Here is a 17,563-nt window from a genome sequence, read left to right on the forward strand (position 1 = left end):
AGTAGAGAGAGACTAAATATAGCCTTTTTCTAAAAGGGTATATCCCTCTTCTTTCACACTCGGTGATTTTGAAAGTGTTAAGGTAAATCGGCACTCCTTCGGCGGCTCCGCGGAATAATGAGCCGCCGGTACTTTCGGTACTACTTTTTGAAACGGTGCCAGTAGAGTCGATAGTTCCTCTTCACTCATCTCCAACCACTCAAGCAAATAGCGGGTATCCGAGGGGAGAATACCTTCATACGCATTGACTAATTCAAAGGCTTCATCACGGCTCAAACGTCCCCATCGTATTTCACGGCAGGCATGGTCGGTTGCTTTGGCATAACCGAATTTCATATATTTGATAAAATCATGCAATCCCGAGTAATGGACGCAATCGACATCATTGTAACTATCAAAGGTACGCTGCTGCGACAAGGTTTCATATCCGTACTTTTCGATCATTTCCTCATGCTGCTTTTTCGTATCCCAAGAGATATAATTACCCAGATAGATACCGCGAACCCCTACTTTTTCAATCTCTTTATCATGCGGATAGACATACTGTATAAGATCGTTTTGGGTGAGATCAGGATCAAGAGTGAGTAAATCCTCAGCCTCGTACCCCATCAAATCATGCTCTTTGCGATAGCGTCGTGTCATCTCAACTTCATCGGTATGCGAATACATACCGACTTGATCAACGCCCTGATGCACACCCCAGACAATCAGAGGTATTTTAAAACGAACCGCACACTGAACCGGAAAGACACTCTGCCCCGCCAGAACATGCCAGTAGATGCTTCCCAAGTGTTTGATCGTCGATTTGGTAATCTTTTTAACCTTTTGAGGTTGAACGACCATCTGCAACGTATCGCAATCAAAAATCGTCTTGAGATACTGAAAATTTCGGATTCCGACATGGGTGTTATAGTGTTTGTTGTAACTTACGAGTAACGGATTCATGCCGTAAACATTTTTGAGTAGATGAACAATGTAGTACGAATCACGTCCTCCGCTAACGGGGACGATACAGTCGTAATTCATCCCATCAGCGTTACGGTAACTCTCCAAGATGGCACGGAGTTTTTCTTCTCTCTCACTCCAATCAAGAGTAAATTTCTCTTCATGCACTCGGCACCCGCTGCATACACCCTCGTCGTCAAACGTGATATTGAGCGGATGGTTTTCCGTGTATAAACATCGTTTGCATTGCTTCATATCACTTCCTTCGGATGAAATTCAAACAACATATCCCGCAAGGATTTATCCTCTTTTTTTACGATTCGACCTCTTTCGTCAAAAGAAAAATCTCGATAATCGCTATAACCGTCCAGTCGAATCTGATCCGGAAAATAACGTGAAAGATAGGCTTTTGCTATCGTCGCACTGTGTTCGACAAAATGAAAATAATTGCCTGCGGCGATTGCCGATACGTCGCAACTTTCCAGCAAAATTTTCATACAAAGGGGATCTTTCGCCCCCCCAAGAGCGATAAGGGGAAGATTAGTAGCACTCAAGAGACTACGGATCAAATCGATATCGTATCCGTTTTTATATCCGTCACGATCAATCGAATTGATCAGAATTTCTCCTGCACCGCACTCTTGTATCTGTCGTGCGAGCTCTGCTGGTGACAAGGCAGTATCTGCTTTCCCGCCGTGCGTATACGCTCTGTAGCTTCCATCAGCATCCCCTTTAGCATCAATGGAGACAACCATACACTGGCTCCCGAAAAAACGTGCCCCCTCTTCTATCAAGGAAGGGTTTATAAATGCTTGGGTGTTGAGTGAAATTTTATCTGCCCCTGAATGGATCAGAGTATGAATCTGATCCACGCTCGTGATTCCTCCCCCGACACTCAAAGGGACGAAACATCGTTTCGCGACTCTTTTGACCAACTCGGGATCAATACATCGACCCTCACGCGCCGCATCAATATCCACCATAATGATCTCATCAATTCCCCACTGATTCAAATAATCAACCGTGATTTCGGGTTTTCCGATCGGGAGGTACCGTTCAAATCCGATACTTTGAACAACGATTCCGTTTTTAATCACCAATGAAGCAATCAGCCGTTTTTTCAGCATGGATATTCCTCGACAAAATTGAGAAAGTTGCGGAGAAGTTTAAGACCTTTGGTTTGACTCTTTTCAGGATGAAACTGAGTGGCAAACAGGTTTTTATACTGCAATGCGGCAGTCAGTTCATAAGAGCCGTACTGACATTTTGCACTGATATAACGCTCTTCACACACAACATGATACGAATGATCAAAATAAAAATGGGCGTCTTTATTTATCCCCATAAAAAGAGGAGAGTCCTCTTTCGCAATAATATCATTCCACCCGACATGGGGAACCCGCAAAGTGCTATCAGGCTTCATAGCTATCACTTTCCCCTCGATCCAGCCGAGCCCCTCATGCAATCCCATCTCTTCGGAGCTTTGTAAAAACAGTTGCATTCCCAAACAGATACCAAAAATCGGTTTGCCCGCTTCTATCACCTGCGTATGAAGCAAAGGGAGCAAATGACGCGCACGAAGATTGTTCATCGCTTCGGCAAATGCACCGACACCGGGAAGAATATAAGCATCAGCCGCTTTGAGTACCTCATGATCATCCGTAATCGTGGCGGTATATCCCAACAATTCAAGCGCATTGGCAACGCTTTGAACATTTCCCATCCCATAATCGATAATAGCGATTTTTTTCATCGGTAAAGCTCTTCTTTTAAATGCCACACTCCCGCATCATCGCGATCAAAAAACTCTACGCCGCGATAGTGCTCGGCAATTTCCCAAAATTCATCTTCACTCATTTCAAGATAATCGGTGAGAGCTTTAATATATTTAGGATGACATTTTCCATCATAGCGACGTATCAATTCAAGCCCTTCTTCTCGGCTCATCAGGTGATTTCGAACAGCAACGCCCACTTCCTGAGTACATTTTCCAAATCCGAATTTCATATATTTAAGCATCTGATTAACGATAACAAAATCATCATCCAGCGCTACTTCCGTCGCCAATCCCCCGATATTTTCGGGTTTAGCATCTTCTCCCATACGCACTTGTAATCCGTGTTCAATCGCGATACGGGCATTCGTATGATCGTTAAAATCGCTCATAAAATAACCCAGATAGACGATCCTCAGATCGGCTCGCTCCATCGCATCATCACTCGGATAACGGTACCAGTAGAGTTGGTTATCCTCCATCTCATCCGTAGCGAAACGTCTCGGATCACCGCCTTGGAGGGTGTTCATATTTTTCATTTTATTGCCGTTGTAGTCACGGCTTCCGACATCTGTTCCGAACGAGAGTCCCGGATTTTCTCCAAGTAAAATTAGGGGGATGTTATACGCAATCGCCGTAATCGGTAAGGAAGCGTATAGAGCAAGTTCCGATGCGTTAAAAAGGTTCCCTAAGCTCTTAAAACAGTTCCTCATCAGTTTTTTAGAGATCTGTGGAGCCGGCGCAACGACTATCGTATCAAATCCAAGTTCAATGAGATTGGCTAGATTCGCCGCTCCCCGCTTCGTTTGCTGTTCAGGGGGATAGACACACGAAACGAGCAAAGGGTTCAAACCTATTTCACGGGCATACAAGGCTTGGCGAGTACTGTCTTTTCCTCCGCTGACACCGATGATGCAATCGTATCCAGAGGGGCCGCTGTGCGCTTTTCCCCATACAATAATCTCTTTCAAAATCGCATTGCGTTCATCCCAATCGATCGCTTCGACACTGGTAAGCGAAACAGAACGGCACGGGAGACACACGCCATGCTCATCAAAATCCGTTGTAGGACGGGTATCGGTTTCGACACACGTTTTGCACCGTCTCATCTTAATCCCTCTGAATATTCATCCGCTAAAATTCCATATTCCACTATATCGGCAAAATAACCGTTTTTGAAAAGAGCGTCACGTCTACGCCCCTCTTCGCTCATCCCCAGTTTAAGGGCTAAGTTCTGCATTGCATTATTTTCCGCGTGCGTCCCGCAATAGAGACGATGCAGCTTTAAGGTGTTGAAAGCATACTCCAGCAACAGGGTTCCCGCTTCATACCCGATCCCTCTTCCGTATACGAAAGGATCTCCGATCAAAATCGCAAACTCGGCACTGCTGTTTTTAACTGAAATCTGCTGGAGGGATAAATTGCCGACATGACGATCATCCTCTTGTAAACAAATCGCAAAAACAACGCAAGAGGGGTTGTTGATTGTATTTTCAATATACGCCTGAGCCATTTCACGCGTATACAAAATCTCGCCGTGTGAGTTATAGCGGCATACTTCGGGATTATTGAGCCATGAGGGGTATGCTCCGGTTGCATCACTGAGTGCAATCGGCCGCAAATAAATTTGCTCTCCTTCTAATCTCATAAAAGCTCCGACCGGTTTTCCCATACTTTTTGAAATGCTCTCACCACATCATCCATATCACTTTTCATCATTCCCGGACGCATAAACTCATGCGTGACGAGGCGATTAAAATGCATCTCTTCCGTTATCGGGCAAAGTCCTTTTTCGTAGGTAACCTCACTAAGTGTAAACGGATATCCGTCCCGCCCGAATGCAATCCGCTCTTGATACAGAGGCTGAAGATAGAGCGGTTTCACATACCCATAACTAAGCAGTACTACCGACTCTTCGCGTAACAGCGTCGGAGGAAGTTCCGCTTTTACCGCATCGATAAAACGGTTGCGGTGCATGTGTGCAACCTCCGCGTCAAATTGCAATGGATGCACGTAAAAAGCGTGTTTTGCCCCCTTACGGATTTTGGTCGGCTTGATGCAGGGGATTTGTCCTAACTGCTCATTGAGATACTCGGTATTTTCAAGCCTTTGCGCCAATAATGCAGGGAGTTTTTTGAGCTGACATCGGGCAATAGCGGCTTCGATCTCCGTCATTCGGTAGTTGTAACCGACCATATTGACGAGTTCAGATTTATCCTTGATCCCCCGTGCGGAGAGAACCGCTTCGGCATGATTTCGGATCAAGCGGATTTTATCGGCTAAGGTATCATCATCGGTGACGATAATTCCCCCCTCACCGCTGTGAATGTGTTTGTGGTAGTTCAGCGAGTACACGCCGATATCCCCCAACGTCCCTGCGTATTTCCCATCCAACATCGCACCGGGCGCTTGTGCCGTATCTTCAATCACAAAGAGGTTGTGCTTTTTTGCAAGCGCATTGATCGCTTCCGCATCATAAGGCTGACCGAAAATATCAACAACAAGGATCGCTTTTGTTTTCGGAGTGATCTTGGCTTCGATACTTTTGACATCCAAACAATAAAAATCCTCTTCGATGTCGGCAAAGATCGGGATAGCACCGTAAACGAGAGCAGCCGTAGCCGATGCGCTCATCGTATAGGCACTGACGATAACCTCATCTCCCGGACTTATCCCGCATGCTCCAACGGCGGCATAAAGCCCCGATGTCGCGGAGTTGACACTGATCGCGTGTTTAACACCGAAATATGTCGCCCATTCGGACTCTAAAGCACGAACTTCAGGCCCTCCGAAAAAATCATCGTGCCATGTCCCTAAAAAGGTAGAGAGTTTACCGCTGCGCAATACCCGCAATACGGCCTCTTCCTCTTCAGTTCCGATCGTATTATACGCGGGAAACGGAGCCGTTCGGAGTTTCTCTCCTCCGTGAATTGCGAGCTTCATGAGGGATATACTTTTATGAAAGCTTGAAAAATCAATTCATGCAGGTGAAGATGCTCTTTAAAAATTTCATTGCAGGTTTGATCGTTTTCACGGATCAAAAATTCAACCGAATCTAGGGCATAACGAGAAAGATTGGTCGTAATACTCTCCTTCAGCGTAAGAGCAAAGTATCCTTCATAGGTACTGGAGGGGACACGTGAATAAATCTCTATTTTATCACCCCCCTCAAGAATCTTAACGACCCCTTTTTCAAACCATACCGTGAGTTCAAACAGCGAATAATCGGGAGATCTCAAAACAGAAATATTCCCGTCGCCATTTTTTAACGAAATGCCGAATTCACCGCATAAATCACCGTTACAATGTGATGCTTTAAACGGTTTTATTGCACTTAGATGACCTAAAAAATGGCTCAAAACACCTAACAGATGCGAGCCGTTATGAAGCAGCCCTTTTGTACATACCCCTTGGAAGCCCAAAGCTTTTCCAAACTCATCATTTTTTATTCGTGCTGAGAGGGAGATAAAAGCTTTATTGTATCGGCGCATCAAATGAATCAGAATCTTTTTATCGCTATTTTGGAGCGCGCTGATCAGTGAGTGGAACTCTTCTTTGGACGCGACAATCGGTTTTTCGCATAATATCATCGAGCAATCTATCCGTTTCAGCAATGTCGTAAGATCACGGAAATGGGATGCAGTAGAGGAAGAGATGGACGCGATATCGTAATGTTCATCTGCACTGACATCATCGATTGAAAAATAGCGATGTACTTCGCCCCACCGCTCCATAAATGCAAAAACGTTCAATTCAGAGGGTTCGCAAATAGCGCTCAATTGCGTCTCAGAACAAAGCGTGTAGGCATGGGCATGGCTGGCAACCGCATTCGATGCCGGAGAGTCGATAAGGCCGCCGATACTTCCGGCTCCGATAATAAGTGCGTTAAGTCGGGTCTCGCCCATTCAATCAGCCTTTGTAACAGTATTTACGAATGTAGCAAAATCTATACCGAATTTATCCATGTGTAAAACAGAACCATCAAGAAGCTCATGAGAGAGGTGATCCAAATGATTTAATTGACGGTTTTTTGGCAAAGGGAGAAGAAACTCACGCGCTTTGGTAGGGAGATACGAAATAACCGATTTACCTAAAAGTGCTGCGATATAGAGAGCCATAGTATCAAATCCGATAATCACTTTGGCACACAAAAGTTCATCCATCAGCTCTGCAGAATGGATGTCATGGATTTGCACCGATATAGTGGGATAACGGCGCAGTATCGCATTGTAGTTTGAAGATCTTTCACTCGGATGGAGGCGAATAATGAGATCTTCGCATTGAAAATCCTCAAAATGCTCTAATATATCTTCCAATGCCGTATATTGGGTAAATCCCCAGTAAAGTGGATTACCGTATGTTTTTTGTGCGACTGCATCGGTCGGTTCGCTTAAAAACAACAGCGTCTTACCTACCTCAGCTTTCTGTTTCACCGCTTGCTCAATAAGACGTATGAGATAATGATTAGAGAGTTTTAACGGGTTCGGAAGACCCATCGATACGGCAAGCGAATACGCCCTCTCATCATGTACCGCCGTAAAATCACCTAGATTTTCTTCCCATCCGTTCTTGGGATATCCGAAACGCTCCCGATAATTGCTCCAATGATCAAGAAATGCGACGGTGGGAATCCCATGCATTTTGCAATAATGGACATAAGGTTGCTCACATTTATCTTGCCATCCGGTGCCGAAAAGCAAAAGATCGGGATGAATGTCTTCCAACTGTTCCGCCGCATCCGCCATCGGAGCATAGGGTAAATTATGGCGTTTGCATATCTCAGCCATCGGGCTGGACATTTTTGCGAAAACATGCCAATCAGCCTTTGTTGTATACTCTTTCATAAAAGCGCAAATAAGCTCTGAACTCCCGGCATCGTGAGAAACAACGGCGATTTTCATCCGATATGTTCCCAACTCAGCGGTGTCCCTTTGGAAGCATTCGCAGCAAATGATTTACCTAGAATCTCCGAGAGATATTTTGGAGCAAGCCCGAAACCGGGACGGACGGAACGGACATTTGCGGCAGTAATCGTCTCTCCGGCTTTCACATCCTCCGCGATAAAGAGGCTGCGAGAGAACTCGCGTGATTTGAGACTTTTCTCAGAAAGCTCATACGTCACTTTGCCCAGAAGCTTTTCGGTATCACGCACCGCATCGACCATCGCTTTAAACTCATCCGGTTCCAGACTAAACGCGCTGTCGGCTCCCCCCATTCTCCGATCGAGAATGAAATGTTTTTCGATTACACGAGCACCTAACGCAACAGCGGCAACAGGAGCAGAGAGGCTCATCGTATGATCGCTCAAACCCACATTTTCCCCGAATCGTTTTTTCATATCGGCGATTGTGAGGAGATTCATCTCCTCCAACGCCGCAGGATAGGCAGAGGTACATTTAAGGAGGGTAATTTGATCATTTCCCATACGCTTACACGCCTCCAGAGCCGCTTCGATATCACTTAGCGTCGCGATACCGGTGGAGATGATGATCGGCTTTCCCTTAGAAGCCGTATACTCGATGAGAGGGATATCAGTGATCTCGAAACTGGCGATTTTATAGGCCGGAACCTCCAGCTCGGACAAGAAATCGACGGCACTGGTATCAAAAGGGGAAGAGAACGCTTCCATACCGAGACTTTTAGCATGATCAAAAAGGATTGGATGCCACTCCCACGGCGTCATCGCTTCGGCGTAGAGATCGTGAAATTTTCGCTTGTCCCACAACGTTCCCTGAGAAATAGTGAATAGTTCGCTGTCGCAATCAAGGGTGATCGTATCAGGAGTATAGGTTTGGAGCTTTATAGCATCGGCACCGGATTCTTTCATGGCGGTAATTGTTTTGAGTGCCGTATCGAGGGAACCGTTGTGGTTGGCGGAGAGCTCGGCGATGATAAATACTTTCTCATCCGTATTATGGTGTCCGATGTTCATTGATGCAGCTCCATTTTAATCATTTCTCTTTTTTCATACGCGGTTCGGTTTGTCTCTACAAAATCGAATTTTTCGTATAAATGTTTAGCCCTTTCGTTATCGGCAAAAACAGTGACGATCAGCGTTTTTACCTTGAGAGTTACAAATGCATAGTCGATCAGCGCTCTCATCAGCGTTTCCCCGACACCTTTCATCTTGGGATTTGCATAAAGCCCTAGTTCGGCAGATTTTTCCGTTATATCCATAAAATCAATTACGCCGATATTTTTACCCTCTCGTTGAACCAAAAAATAGCGTCTATCCTCTCTACGTTTTAGTGATTCGACAAAATGTAGATGCTCCTCCATAGAAATTTCATTCGGATGGAGCATCCATTCACGAATTTTCGGATGATTACGCCACGATAACACTAATGTTAGCTGGTTTGTATCAAGCGTTGTAAAATCGAGTAATCGCATCGACATTCCACTCCTTAAAAACGACATAGTTCTCTCTTTCTAAATATTCAACCATATCTTCTTGATTAGTAGCGCTCTGGAGCGCAATAAAGGGAATTTCCATATAAAGAACTTCATGCACCATAACACTGGGGGTGATAATCGCTAAGCGACTTTGATGGAGAAGCTGTGCCACACGCGTTGAATTGATCTCTAACGTGATATTTTTTTTCTCTTTAACAAAGATTTCCAGTTCATTCAGGTGGGGATTTCCGGATGTCGTCACGACACAGACACTCATATCATCACGCAGTGTTTTGAGAATATCCGGCGTCATATTGATCGGATCAGTGCCCCCCATAGCGATAAAAATATCGTACAATTTTTCCCGTTTTATCTGTTTCTCTACCTTGAATTCATCCCGTATAAGGGTATAAAGACTTCCACATCGAACTTCACACTGTTCAGGAACCAACCCTCTGTATCGCTCTTTATCGGCTGAGATATTATGATTGAGGAGAATATCACAATGGTGTTTTTGATAGGTATCGTCAAAGCAGAGGACAATAATCCCGCTCACCTCTTTAACTTTTTTCTCGAAAACAACATCGATACCATAGTGATCGAACACCACCATGTCGATATTTTGTTCCCTAATAAGGTCTATGAATTCTTCAGGGGTATCAGATAACAAAATATGAACGGTATAGGGAATACGATCGATCATATTTCCTACTAAATCCCGACATGCAAACGACACCCTGTCCCCAGAATAGTTCTTAGCGAGAACTAAATCCCGCATAATATGTCCCATGCCGATTTCACTTGAGGAATCGGCACGTATTAGAATATTCATAGCTCTTGAAGTACTTTGTGCATCAACTCGGCGCGCATCCAATCTTCTAGCGTATCGATATCCTGCACCAAATGACGCGGCAATACAATTGTCGTCGCTGCATCGGAGAAAATAGGTTTCCCCTCCAACCATGCTTCACGAGTTCCCCAATAAAATTGCCCCACATCGTGATACGCTTCTTCGAGATCTTGAGAACGTGTTGCGAAATGTTCAGGGTAAAACATTTCGATATTTCCTTGCTCGTCACGCATCACTGCGCGCTGAATCGGAAACGGGAACGTCGTAACAGGAAAAGCGTACTGTTTGGTATGTGTGATAAGGGCGTTATAGGTATTTCGAATATCTTCTGCGCGGATAAACGGTGCTGTTGCATAGATACAACAAGCGTAATCGATAACCGAATCGTTTTGAAGTGTTTGGATGGCGTGCGCGATAACGGGGATGGTAGCGGTGTGATCGTCGCTCAACTCTTTGGGACGGATAAAAGGGACTTCCGCACCAAATGCTCTTGCGACATCGGCGATCTCTTCATTATCCGTCGTCACAACGATACGATCAAAAAGACCAGACTCCTGAGCTGCTTTGATACTGTATGCAATGATAGGAAGCCCGGCGAAGAGTTTGATATTTTTACGAGGTATCCGTTTGCTCCCGCCTCGAGCAGGGATAATCGCGACACGCATTGAGTCTCCTTTAAAAACTGCATCCGCGATGGGAATATTTTCCCATCACGTCAAGAACCGTATCGGCAACCATCACGGCATCTTCTAACGTCATTTTCTGATGACAGGGAATGGAAATTTCGGAGCGGTAAAAATGTTCGGTAGTACTCAGACGTTGCTCACCATAACGCTCTTTGTAAAAACTGTTTTGATAGATCGGTTTATAGTGAACCTGTACCCCTATCCCACGAGATTGCAATTCGCTAAAAATTTCCTCTTTAACACAATGAAGTTCAGGATTCAGTAAAAGGGGATAAAGATGGCGTGCACTTTGTTCATTCGAATCGATAGAAATTGTAGTGAAAAGTTTATATCCTGAAAAACGCTCATCATAATAGCGGCCGATCTGTTCACGTACTTGTAGAAAACGATCCAGTTTGTTCAGCTGAGAGAGTCCCAATGCGGCGGCAAATTCAGTTAAGCGAAAATTGTATCCTAAACTCACCATATCCGAATTCCACAACTCTTTTTTCATAATTCCGTGAGAGCGGAAAAGGCGAAGGGCGTTTGCATACGCTTCGTTATCCGTTACAACGGCACCACCCTCACCGGTCGTGATCGGTTTGATAGCATGAAAACTAAAGATCGTCATATCGGAAAAGGATCCGATTCTTTTTTCATCAACAGCACTTCCCAACGCGTGAGAAGAATCTTCGATAACGAGCAAATTGTGCTTTTGAGCTATCTCTTTTATTTTCTCTATCGCAACCGGTTTTCCGGCAAAATCGACGGGGACGATTGCTTTTGTTTTTGGTGTAATCAATTCTTCGATAAGAGTTTCATCGATATTTCCATCTCGTTTTACATCGCAGAAAATCGGTTTTGCCCCAAGAGCCATCGCCATATTTGAGGTTGCTACAAAGCTAATAGGGGTCGTAATGATCTCATCATCTTCACCGATTCCGGCACTTGCATACGCCGCGTGCAATGCTGACGTAGCCGAATTAAAACTAACACAATATCGAGCCCCGACATACCGAGCAATCGCTTCCTCAAATTCCTCGACTTTGGCTCCTTGAGTCAGATGGGAACCTTTTAGGATCTCAACCACCGCAGCGATATCATCCTCTTCGATAAACTGAGCCGAATACGGAATCATATTACCTCATTCTGTGTCAAAGTAATCTTTTTAATCAACGCTTCATAAGTACGCCAAAAGTGTGTCATCCGCTCATCTTGGATGAGAATATTTTTTCCGTTGAGCATGACATTAACCCTTCTACACAGTTAATACTGTAAAGCAATTTTAATGCCAGAAAAATAATACAGAATTAGCGTTAGTTACTATTCGCCATTGCATCAATTTGCATTTGAACGGCAGAAAACTGACTATTGAGTTTACTGATTATTGAGTCATACATGGCAAAGCGAGCCGTCATCGTATCATAGCGTGCCGTCAAAAGGCTAGCTGCACGCGTTCTCTCATCTTTTAATGCTTTCGTCTCCGTTTTCGATCCGTCCAAAAGGTTACTCATCAAACCGCTTGAACTTGTATAGGAGTCAAGCAACGTATCGATATTTCCGAAAATGCCTTCGGTATATTCACCCGACTCACTTGTTGATCCGCTGAAAAAAGCCTCTAAGCCCGTAGCATCGCTACTCATTTTGGTATCGAATTCACTTTTGGTAAACGTCATCGTCCCATTTTCACTCAGTCCAATCCCATATTGTGCGAGTGAGTTTCCATCAGAACTCATTGAAGTTAACATTTTCGTTATTTCACGTTTAATGGACTTAATTGTATTATCACCGTTAAAAATCCCCACTTTTCCATTGTCGAGATCCGCCAACGTCATCTCATCCAGTTGTTTCGTGAGGGTATTGTAACTCGTCACTAAATTGCTCATTTCATCACTGATAGCCGTAGTATTTTGAGAAATACTAATGTTGGTGCTTCCTGCATCTTGAAGTAAATTAATACTCACACCTATAATCAAATCACTAACACTATTCGATGCTCTGGTAATGCTGATTCCATTGTATTTAAAGGAGGCATCACTGGCAGTTTGAATGCTTTGAACGCCTGTCGGGTTGGTTGATACGTCATACGTTTTCAACTCATTTTTCAATGTTCCGCCAACCGAATCTGAAAGAGTAATAGCCTGATTAGCACCTGTCGCTTTGGATGTCAATACGAGATGGTACTCATTCGCCCCTGTTTGCAAAATAGACGCTGTTACTTTCGCTCCGGCCTTTGTATTGATTGCCTCTTTGAGATCGGTTAACGTGGTACTGCCGGTGTAATCGATATTAAAGGTCTCACCGTCAATCCCCAAAGACATAGTCCCTGCTCCGCTTGATACCGTCGCTGTTGTAGATGAAAATGATCCTGATTCGAGGATGCTTTTTTTAGCCATTACCGTATCGGTGATCGAAAATGACTGAATAGCACTTCCGGATAAGGCACTCACGCTCACCGCATCCGTATTCCCCGAAACGGTTCTTTTTTGATACAGCGTATCATCAGACAAACTGCTGACACTTGATTTGAAAGAGCCCAAAAGGCTACTTAATAAATCTAACGCACTCCCTTTTTGGGATTGAAGTGTAATTTTATTATCAATCGGAGTAACGATATTGGCAGTATCTGCGGCTTTTAGCTTATCAATAACATCCGCCGTCAAAACATTTGAACCGATACCGAGTGAGCTTACAGTCCCTGCCATTACAAATCCTTTTGTATATTAGTATAATCTATATCGACCGAAACGGTCAAATCTTTAGCTCATACCCCTAAGCAAAAAAGGTTCCTCTACTATTTTTTTGTTATTCCGAATCGCTGAGAACGAATCGTGATTTCGGTCACACATATCCCCTCTCGCATATCAAGAAGATATTGTACCGCTTGAGAAATATCGGAGGTGAGAAGTTTGGTGTCATCTTCTTTTCCCACACCGAATCTAAACCCGTCAAAAAACGGTGTTTCGGTCATATCAGGATTAATCGTAACCACTTTAACCCCGCTGTTACGGGTCTCTTCAAAAAGGGTCAAACCGAATGCACGCAGACCCGCCTTGGTTGCGCTGTAGAGGGCGGAAAATTTGGAGTGGCGGGTCGCTTCGATACTGGTGATGTTAAGGATCATCCCTTTGGACTTTTTCAGAGGACGCATCAATGCATTGGCGAGTAAAATCGGGGTGGTGAGATTAAGGGCAATCATATCGGTTATGGTTTTAGAACTGAGTTCTTCATGCGGTTCAAACCGTCCGAATCCGGCAGCATTGACCAAAATTTCCAGATCTTCAATCTCTACTAATTTTTTTTGGAGAATATCGACCACCGCCAGATCACTCAGATCACACGGTAAATGCTCGAAAAGAGGATGATGGATATCTCCTCTGCGACGGCTTAGTCCGATAACGTTATATCCGTTTAGTAGCAATACCTGCGCTATCGCTTCACCGATCCCTGAACTCGTTCCCGTTACGATTGCCGTTGCCATGTTCGGATCCTCTCTTTCGGTAGATACTGCGTTGCTTTTGCCAATAATGTCTCTAAAATATGGGTTTCAATTGCTTCCGGGTAGGTTGCCATCTCATCACGTACAATATAGGGGTAAAAGGCGACATCACTGCGGCGAAGTTTTTTAAGGGAACGAAGATGGCTTTGTGACATACGAAAACTCCCCAATGTGAGATGTTCGATTGCTTCGGGATCGATGGTTCTAAATATCTGTTCAATCAGTTCAGGGTAGAGTATAGCAAACTTCTCTGTATAGATAACAGGGTCGATGCAAAGTCGTACTTTCCAGCCTAATGTGATCGCTTCTGCCACCGCTCCCAGCCGTTTTTCGAGACTTGGGGTAGCGTGTTCGTAACGATCAACAATCTCTTGCGGAGAGAGAGTCCATGCCAGTGTTACCCTCGGATTTGGGAAAATCGATCTAAGGGACTTGATATTAGCACTTTTAGTACGGATTTCAAGATAAAGATTTTCATACTGATCTGCAAAATCTAACCACATTGAAGTTTGGTGTGTTAGCGATTCGATGGCAAGGGTATCGGTATCATAAGAGGTCGCTACAAGAGTAACTTTCCCTAAATAGGGGCGTAGTTGTTCAAACACATCTTCGAGGTTGACGAATAACACCGTGTTAGCCGAGGGGTAAAGCCCCTGCAAATAGCAGTAATCACAGTCATACAAACACCCCTTAACGCTGGAGGCATAAAAAAACTGTTCATGTCCGAAGCCGTCGCTGTATTGGCTCCCTTCATGCAAAAACTTCCCCTCTTTTCGGGCGAGAATTAGTTTTTTAGAATGGCTTTGCGCCGCAAAACTTTGTGAGGGTCGGTTAAACACCTCTTTGTAATGATCAATTAGTATAACCTGCGAGTCGGCAAATTTTCTCCGAATCATTTGGCTCTGCGGGTGATCCAGCACATCTCGTTCGATGTAGAGATGAGAAAAAAGCTTAGGCGGTGAGGGTTGCGATGAGTTCTTCAAGCAATAAGCTCCTTTCACGTTTGGAGTTAGGAATCAGAAGATTTAGGGGGGGAAATTTCCCTTTGTTTCTGAATCGAAAATACGTGAGCGCATCTTCGAGAGCGTCTCCTTGGCTTTTCGTAAAACGAGTCTTAAAAACATCGATTGTATCCCGTTCATCTGCGGAAAAGAAAGACGACTCTTTCTGTATAGCGCGCAATCTTGAGATAAGGGTATCCAAGGTATCCACGTGAGAACGGAGAAGTTCCATAACCCCCTCTTTCGTCACGAGTTCGGGAGTACAGTGATCGGAGACAATTTTAAGAAATGCCATTTGATGAAGCTTGAAAAAACGGGATGCGGCTTGAAAAATCGCACTGCTCTCCATATCAACCGGATAGTCGCCGCATAGTGATTGGGGGGTATCGACACACCTCATCGACGTTTCACGGAGAAGATGGGAGTAAAGAATATCGGGATAATAGCGTCGATCTCCATCCAAAATTTGATGGATCAGCAACGCTTCGCCGATTCTGTATTCTAAAGGTGCTCCGCAGATTCCGATATTGATCAAAATATCCTTATCTTCGGGAATCCGCCATCCCAACAACGCGCTCAATGCCATCAGTGCATTCGTTCTCCCCATTCCGCTCACCAACAACACCATCTCTTCGCTTCGATAGAGGGTGTAGGGGAGCGACGTATCGCGTTTAAGACGATAATATTCACACAAAGGTCTCGCTTCGGCATCGAGTGCAGTGATAAGGTAAATCATAGGTTTATTATATCACCATCTTGCATTTGCAGGTTTAAACGGCTATAATTCGCCAACTCTTCTAGACCTGTGCAAGGGCATGGATGGACATCGTGTCAGGGTAGGAATACAGCAGCACACCCGTCCATGTTTTGTGCCGCAGGTATCTGGGAGAGCCACTTCATTTAACTTCTTTTTACTTTATCCCCAAAATTCTTCATAAATTTTTCAATCTTTGGTGCAATCACGACATGACAGTATCCTTGCGTCGGATGTTCACTGTAATAATTTTGATGATACCCCTCTGCCTCATAAAATTCAGGAGCAGGCGATAGCTCGGTCACGATAGGAGTACTGAGCGATTTTTGCGCCTTTGCCATAGAGTATTCTGCTTTTTCTTTTTGCTCTGCATTGTAGTAATAAATGACGGAACGATATTGTGTCCCACGGTCAGCTCCTTGGGCATTAAGGGTGGTCGGATCATGAATCGCCCAAAAAATATCTAAAATTGCTTCATACGAAATAATCTTGGGGTCATACGTAATCTCAACGACCTCCGCATGCCCCGTAGCTCCACTGCACACTTGCTCATAACTAGGGTTCTTACGCGAGCCTCCGGCATAACCGCTGAGTGCGTGCTGAACCCCCTCAAGACGATTATAGACCGCTTCGATACACCAAAAACATCCGCCGCCCACTAAAGCTTTTTCCATGGTTCCCGCTCTTTCTCTTTTTTGGAGTGATTATCTACCCATTCCACTGTAAGGGTGTTGAATAAAGAGGATTGCTTTGAGCCTTTAAGTTACCGTTCCGTAACGATTCACCGATAAACTGCCGTTTGTAAATCTAAAGAAGGAGAACCCAATGGAAAAAATGACACCGTTAGAAAAAACCCTTGTCAAAAAATTACGCCGATCCAAACGCGCCAGCTGGATGGTTGACTAAAACTCTTTTTTGCTCACAGTGAGCAATAACCCCTCCCAAATGCCACCCTTTCCCTTCCGTTAACATTCATTACGTCATACTTTCAGGATAATACCTTTATAGGACTACCAATGCTTCAAGCCCTCATGGTCGAAGATGATCCGGATATCACAACTTTATTAGTTAACTACCTCAAAAATTACGGAATTGCACTCAATGCCGTTTCCACTCCATCGGAGGGTTTACGTCTATTAGATAGCGATCATTTTGATCTCATTATTTTGGATTTGACGCTGCCCCAGATGGATGGATTGGAGCTGTGCAAAATGATCCGTCAAAAAACCGATATCCCTATCCTCATTTCAAGTGCGCGAAGCGATATCAATGATAAAGTGATCGGACTGGAGTACGGAGCGGACGACTATCTCCCCAAACCGTATGAGCCGCGTGAGCTGATTGCACGGATCAAAAGTGTTCTACGCCGTTATCGTCCTACAATGGAGAAAAAAAATAAACTCTTTATTCTTAACGAAAAAGAGCAGAGCATTCTCTATAACGGCTCGTCCCTTTCCCTCACACGTGCTGAATACGAGCTATTATCCCTCTTTATCCTCCGTCCCAATCAGACACTAAGTCGTGACTTTCTCTCTAATAATTCTGAAGCAATTTCCTATGAAAGTTCAGCACGAACGATCGATGTCATTATTAGCCGTTTACGACAAAAAATCGAAAAAGATCCAAAAAATCCCCGCTTCATTCACTCTATTCGGGGAAGCGGCTATCGGTTTTCAGGATAA

The 17,563-nt window shown here is 44.4% G+C and carries 19 protein-coding genes and 1 other RNA gene; 2 read left to right on the forward strand and 18 right to left on the reverse strand.

Annotation, left to right across the window (positions count from 1 at the left end; translation table 11 throughout):
• Positions 1-12: 12 nt before the first annotated feature.
• From Q8O20_RS02635 to Q8O20_RS02715, 17 genes are all read right to left on the reverse strand, one after another.
• A complete protein-coding gene (locus tag Q8O20_RS02635) occupies positions 13-1,200 on the reverse strand; it encodes an N-acetyl sugar amidotransferase (protein ID WP_305529861.1) in 1,188 nt (395 codons plus the stop codon).
• Positions 1,197-2,072, reverse strand: a complete 876-nt coding sequence (gene hisF, locus Q8O20_RS02640) for an imidazole glycerol phosphate synthase subunit HisF (protein WP_305529862.1) — start codon at positions 2,070-2,072, stop codon at positions 1,197-1,199. Before hisF ends, Q8O20_RS02635 begins: the two co-directional genes overlap by 4 nt.
• Positions 2,066-2,698, reverse strand: coding sequence for an imidazole glycerol phosphate synthase subunit HisH (gene hisH, locus Q8O20_RS02645; protein WP_305529863.1), 633 nt, complete (start codon positions 2,696-2,698; stop codon positions 2,066-2,068). Before hisH ends, hisF begins: the two co-directional genes overlap by 7 nt.
• Positions 2,695-3,828, reverse strand: coding sequence for an N-acetyl sugar amidotransferase (locus tag Q8O20_RS02650; protein WP_304742923.1), 1,134 nt, complete (start codon positions 3,826-3,828; stop codon positions 2,695-2,697). The genes hisH and Q8O20_RS02650 overlap by 4 nt, the downstream gene beginning before the upstream one ends.
• Complete coding sequence (locus Q8O20_RS02655; RefSeq protein ID WP_305529864.1) at positions 3,825-4,367, reverse strand: GNAT family N-acetyltransferase; 543 nt, start codon at positions 4,365-4,367, stop codon at positions 3,825-3,827. The genes Q8O20_RS02650 and Q8O20_RS02655 overlap by 4 nt, the downstream gene beginning before the upstream one ends.
• Positions 4,364-5,662: a DegT/DnrJ/EryC1/StrS aminotransferase family protein gene (locus Q8O20_RS02660; RefSeq protein WP_305529865.1), complete on the reverse strand. Its 1,299-nt coding sequence runs from the start codon at positions 5,660-5,662 to the stop codon at positions 4,364-4,366. The genes Q8O20_RS02655 and Q8O20_RS02660 overlap by 4 nt, the downstream gene beginning before the upstream one ends.
• The gene (locus Q8O20_RS02665) at positions 5,659-6,624 is read right to left on the reverse strand and encodes a Gfo/Idh/MocA family oxidoreductase (RefSeq protein ID WP_305529866.1); all 966 of its coding nucleotides are present in this window, start codon (positions 6,622-6,624) and stop codon (positions 5,659-5,661) included. The genes Q8O20_RS02660 and Q8O20_RS02665 overlap by 4 nt, the downstream gene beginning before the upstream one ends.
• Positions 6,625-7,620 (reverse strand): hypothetical protein, encoded by a 996-nt coding sequence (locus Q8O20_RS02670; protein ID WP_305529867.1) that lies wholly within the window; start codon positions 7,618-7,620, stop codon positions 6,625-6,627.
• Positions 7,617-8,651 carry a pseudaminic acid synthase gene (gene pseI, locus Q8O20_RS02675; RefSeq protein WP_305529868.1) on the reverse strand — a complete coding sequence of 345 codons (1,035 nt, stop codon included), beginning with the start codon at positions 8,649-8,651 and terminating at the stop codon, positions 7,617-7,619. Before pseI ends, Q8O20_RS02670 begins: the two co-directional genes overlap by 4 nt.
• Positions 8,648-9,115 carry a UDP-4-amino-4,6-dideoxy-N-acetyl-beta-L-altrosamine N-acetyltransferase gene (gene pseH / locus Q8O20_RS02680; protein ID WP_305529869.1) on the reverse strand — a complete coding sequence of 156 codons (468 nt, stop codon included), beginning with the start codon at positions 9,113-9,115 and terminating at the stop codon, positions 8,648-8,650. The genes pseI and pseH overlap by 4 nt, the downstream gene beginning before the upstream one ends.
• Positions 9,081-9,986, reverse strand: a complete 906-nt coding sequence (gene pseG, locus Q8O20_RS02685; protein ID WP_305529870.1) for a UDP-2,4-diacetamido-2,4,6-trideoxy-beta-L-altropyranose hydrolase — start codon at positions 9,984-9,986, stop codon at positions 9,081-9,083. The genes pseH and pseG overlap by 35 nt, the downstream gene beginning before the upstream one ends.
• Entirely contained in the window at positions 9,941-10,627 is a 687-nt protein-coding gene (pseF, locus tag Q8O20_RS02690) for a pseudaminic acid cytidylyltransferase (RefSeq protein WP_305529871.1), read from the reverse strand. The genes pseG and pseF overlap by 46 nt, the downstream gene beginning before the upstream one ends.
• A gap of 10 nt (positions 10,628-10,637) precedes the next feature.
• The gene (gene pseC, locus Q8O20_RS02695; protein WP_305529872.1) at positions 10,638-11,765 is read right to left on the reverse strand and encodes a UDP-4-amino-4,6-dideoxy-N-acetyl-beta-L-altrosamine transaminase; all 1,128 of its coding nucleotides are present in this window, start codon (positions 11,763-11,765) and stop codon (positions 10,638-10,640) included.
• Between the two features lie 178 nt (positions 11,766-11,943).
• The gene (gene fliD, locus Q8O20_RS02700) at positions 11,944-13,332 is read right to left on the reverse strand and encodes a flagellar filament capping protein FliD (RefSeq protein WP_305529873.1); all 1,389 of its coding nucleotides are present in this window, start codon (positions 13,330-13,332) and stop codon (positions 11,944-11,946) included.
• A gap of 89 nt (positions 13,333-13,421) precedes the next feature.
• A complete protein-coding gene (locus tag Q8O20_RS02705) occupies positions 13,422-14,108 on the reverse strand; it encodes an SDR family oxidoreductase (protein ID WP_305529874.1) in 687 nt (228 codons plus the stop codon).
• Complete coding sequence (locus Q8O20_RS02710) at positions 14,090-15,109, reverse strand: spore photoproduct lyase family protein (protein WP_305529875.1); 1,020 nt, start codon at positions 15,107-15,109, stop codon at positions 14,090-14,092. Before Q8O20_RS02710 ends, Q8O20_RS02705 begins: the two co-directional genes overlap by 19 nt.
• Positions 15,078-15,863, reverse strand: coding sequence for a hypothetical protein (locus Q8O20_RS02715; protein ID WP_305529876.1), 786 nt, complete (start codon positions 15,861-15,863; stop codon positions 15,078-15,080). The genes Q8O20_RS02710 and Q8O20_RS02715 overlap by 32 nt, the downstream gene beginning before the upstream one ends.
• Positions 15,864-15,921: 58 nt before the next feature.
• On the opposite strand from Q8O20_RS02715, the gene ffs reads away from it, so the two are divergent.
• Positions 15,922-16,019, forward strand: an RNA gene (gene ffs, locus Q8O20_RS02720) — signal recognition particle sRNA small type.
• Between the two features lie 8 nt (positions 16,020-16,027).
• Here ffs and msrA read toward each other — a convergent pair.
• Complete coding sequence (gene msrA, locus Q8O20_RS02725) at positions 16,028-16,555, reverse strand: peptide-methionine (S)-S-oxide reductase MsrA (protein WP_305529877.1); 528 nt, start codon at positions 16,553-16,555, stop codon at positions 16,028-16,030.
• 342 nt (positions 16,556-16,897) lie between these two features.
• Between msrA and Q8O20_RS02730 the strand changes: the two genes are divergently transcribed.
• Complete coding sequence (locus Q8O20_RS02730; RefSeq protein WP_305529878.1) at positions 16,898-17,563, forward strand: response regulator transcription factor; 666 nt, start codon at positions 16,898-16,900, stop codon at positions 17,561-17,563.

It is taken from the genome of Sulfuricurvum sp., assembly GCF_030691015.1.
Classification (GTDB): domain Bacteria; phylum Campylobacterota; class Campylobacteria; order Campylobacterales; family Sulfurimonadaceae; genus Sulfuricurvum.

What these genes read in the sequence shown, in the direction of transcription:
- Q8O20_RS02730 (WP_305529878.1), top strand. Translation starts at nt 16,898, where the DNA reads ATGCTTCAAGCCCTCATGGTCGAAGATGATCCGGATATCACAACTTTA.
- Q8O20_RS02650 (WP_304742923.1), bottom strand. Translation starts at nt 3,828, where the DNA reads ATGAGACGGTGCAAAACGTGTGTCGAAACCGATACCCGTCCTACAACG.
- hisH (WP_305529863.1), bottom strand. Translation starts at nt 2,698, where the DNA reads ATGAAAAAAATCGCTATTATCGATTATGGGATGGGAAATGTTCAAAGC.
- pseC (WP_305529872.1), bottom strand. Translation starts at nt 11,765, where the DNA reads ATGATTCCGTATTCGGCTCAGTTTATCGAAGAGGATGATATCGCTGCG.
- Q8O20_RS02655 (WP_305529864.1), bottom strand. Translation starts at nt 4,367, where the DNA reads ATGAGATTAGAAGGAGAGCAAATTTATTTGCGGCCGATTGCACTCAGT.
- Q8O20_RS02705 (WP_305529874.1), bottom strand. Translation starts at nt 14,108, where the DNA reads ATGGCAACGGCAATCGTAACGGGAACGAGTTCAGGGATCGGTGAAGCG.
- fliD (WP_305529873.1), bottom strand. Translation starts at nt 13,332, where the DNA reads ATGGCAGGGACTGTAAGCTCACTCGGTATCGGTTCAAATGTTTTGACG.
- pseH (WP_305529869.1), bottom strand. Translation starts at nt 9,115, where the DNA reads ATGTCGATGCGATTACTCGATTTTACAACGCTTGATACAAACCAGCTA.
- Q8O20_RS02665 (WP_305529866.1), bottom strand. Translation starts at nt 6,624, where the DNA reads ATGGGCGAGACCCGACTTAACGCACTTATTATCGGAGCCGGAAGTATC.
- Q8O20_RS02715 (WP_305529876.1), bottom strand. Translation starts at nt 15,863, where the DNA reads ATGATTTACCTTATCACTGCACTCGATGCCGAAGCGAGACCTTTGTGT.
- Q8O20_RS02670 (WP_305529867.1), bottom strand. Translation starts at nt 7,620, where the DNA reads ATGAAAATCGCCGTTGTTTCTCACGATGCCGGGAGTTCAGAGCTTATT.
- Q8O20_RS02635 (WP_305529861.1), bottom strand. Translation starts at nt 1,200, where the DNA reads ATGAAGCAATGCAAACGATGTTTATACACGGAAAACCATCCGCTCAAT.
- hisF (WP_305529862.1), bottom strand. Translation starts at nt 2,072, where the DNA reads ATGCTGAAAAAACGGCTGATTGCTTCATTGGTGATTAAAAACGGAATC.
- pseF (WP_305529871.1), bottom strand. Translation starts at nt 10,627, where the DNA reads ATGCGTGTCGCGATTATCCCTGCTCGAGGCGGGAGCAAACGGATACCT.
- pseI (WP_305529868.1), bottom strand. Translation starts at nt 8,651, where the DNA reads ATGAACATCGGACACCATAATACGGATGAGAAAGTATTTATCATCGCC.
- msrA (WP_305529877.1), bottom strand. Translation starts at nt 16,555, where the DNA reads ATGGAAAAAGCTTTAGTGGGCGGCGGATGTTTTTGGTGTATCGAAGCG.
- Q8O20_RS02660 (WP_305529865.1), bottom strand. Translation starts at nt 5,662, where the DNA reads ATGAAGCTCGCAATTCACGGAGGAGAGAAACTCCGAACGGCTCCGTTT.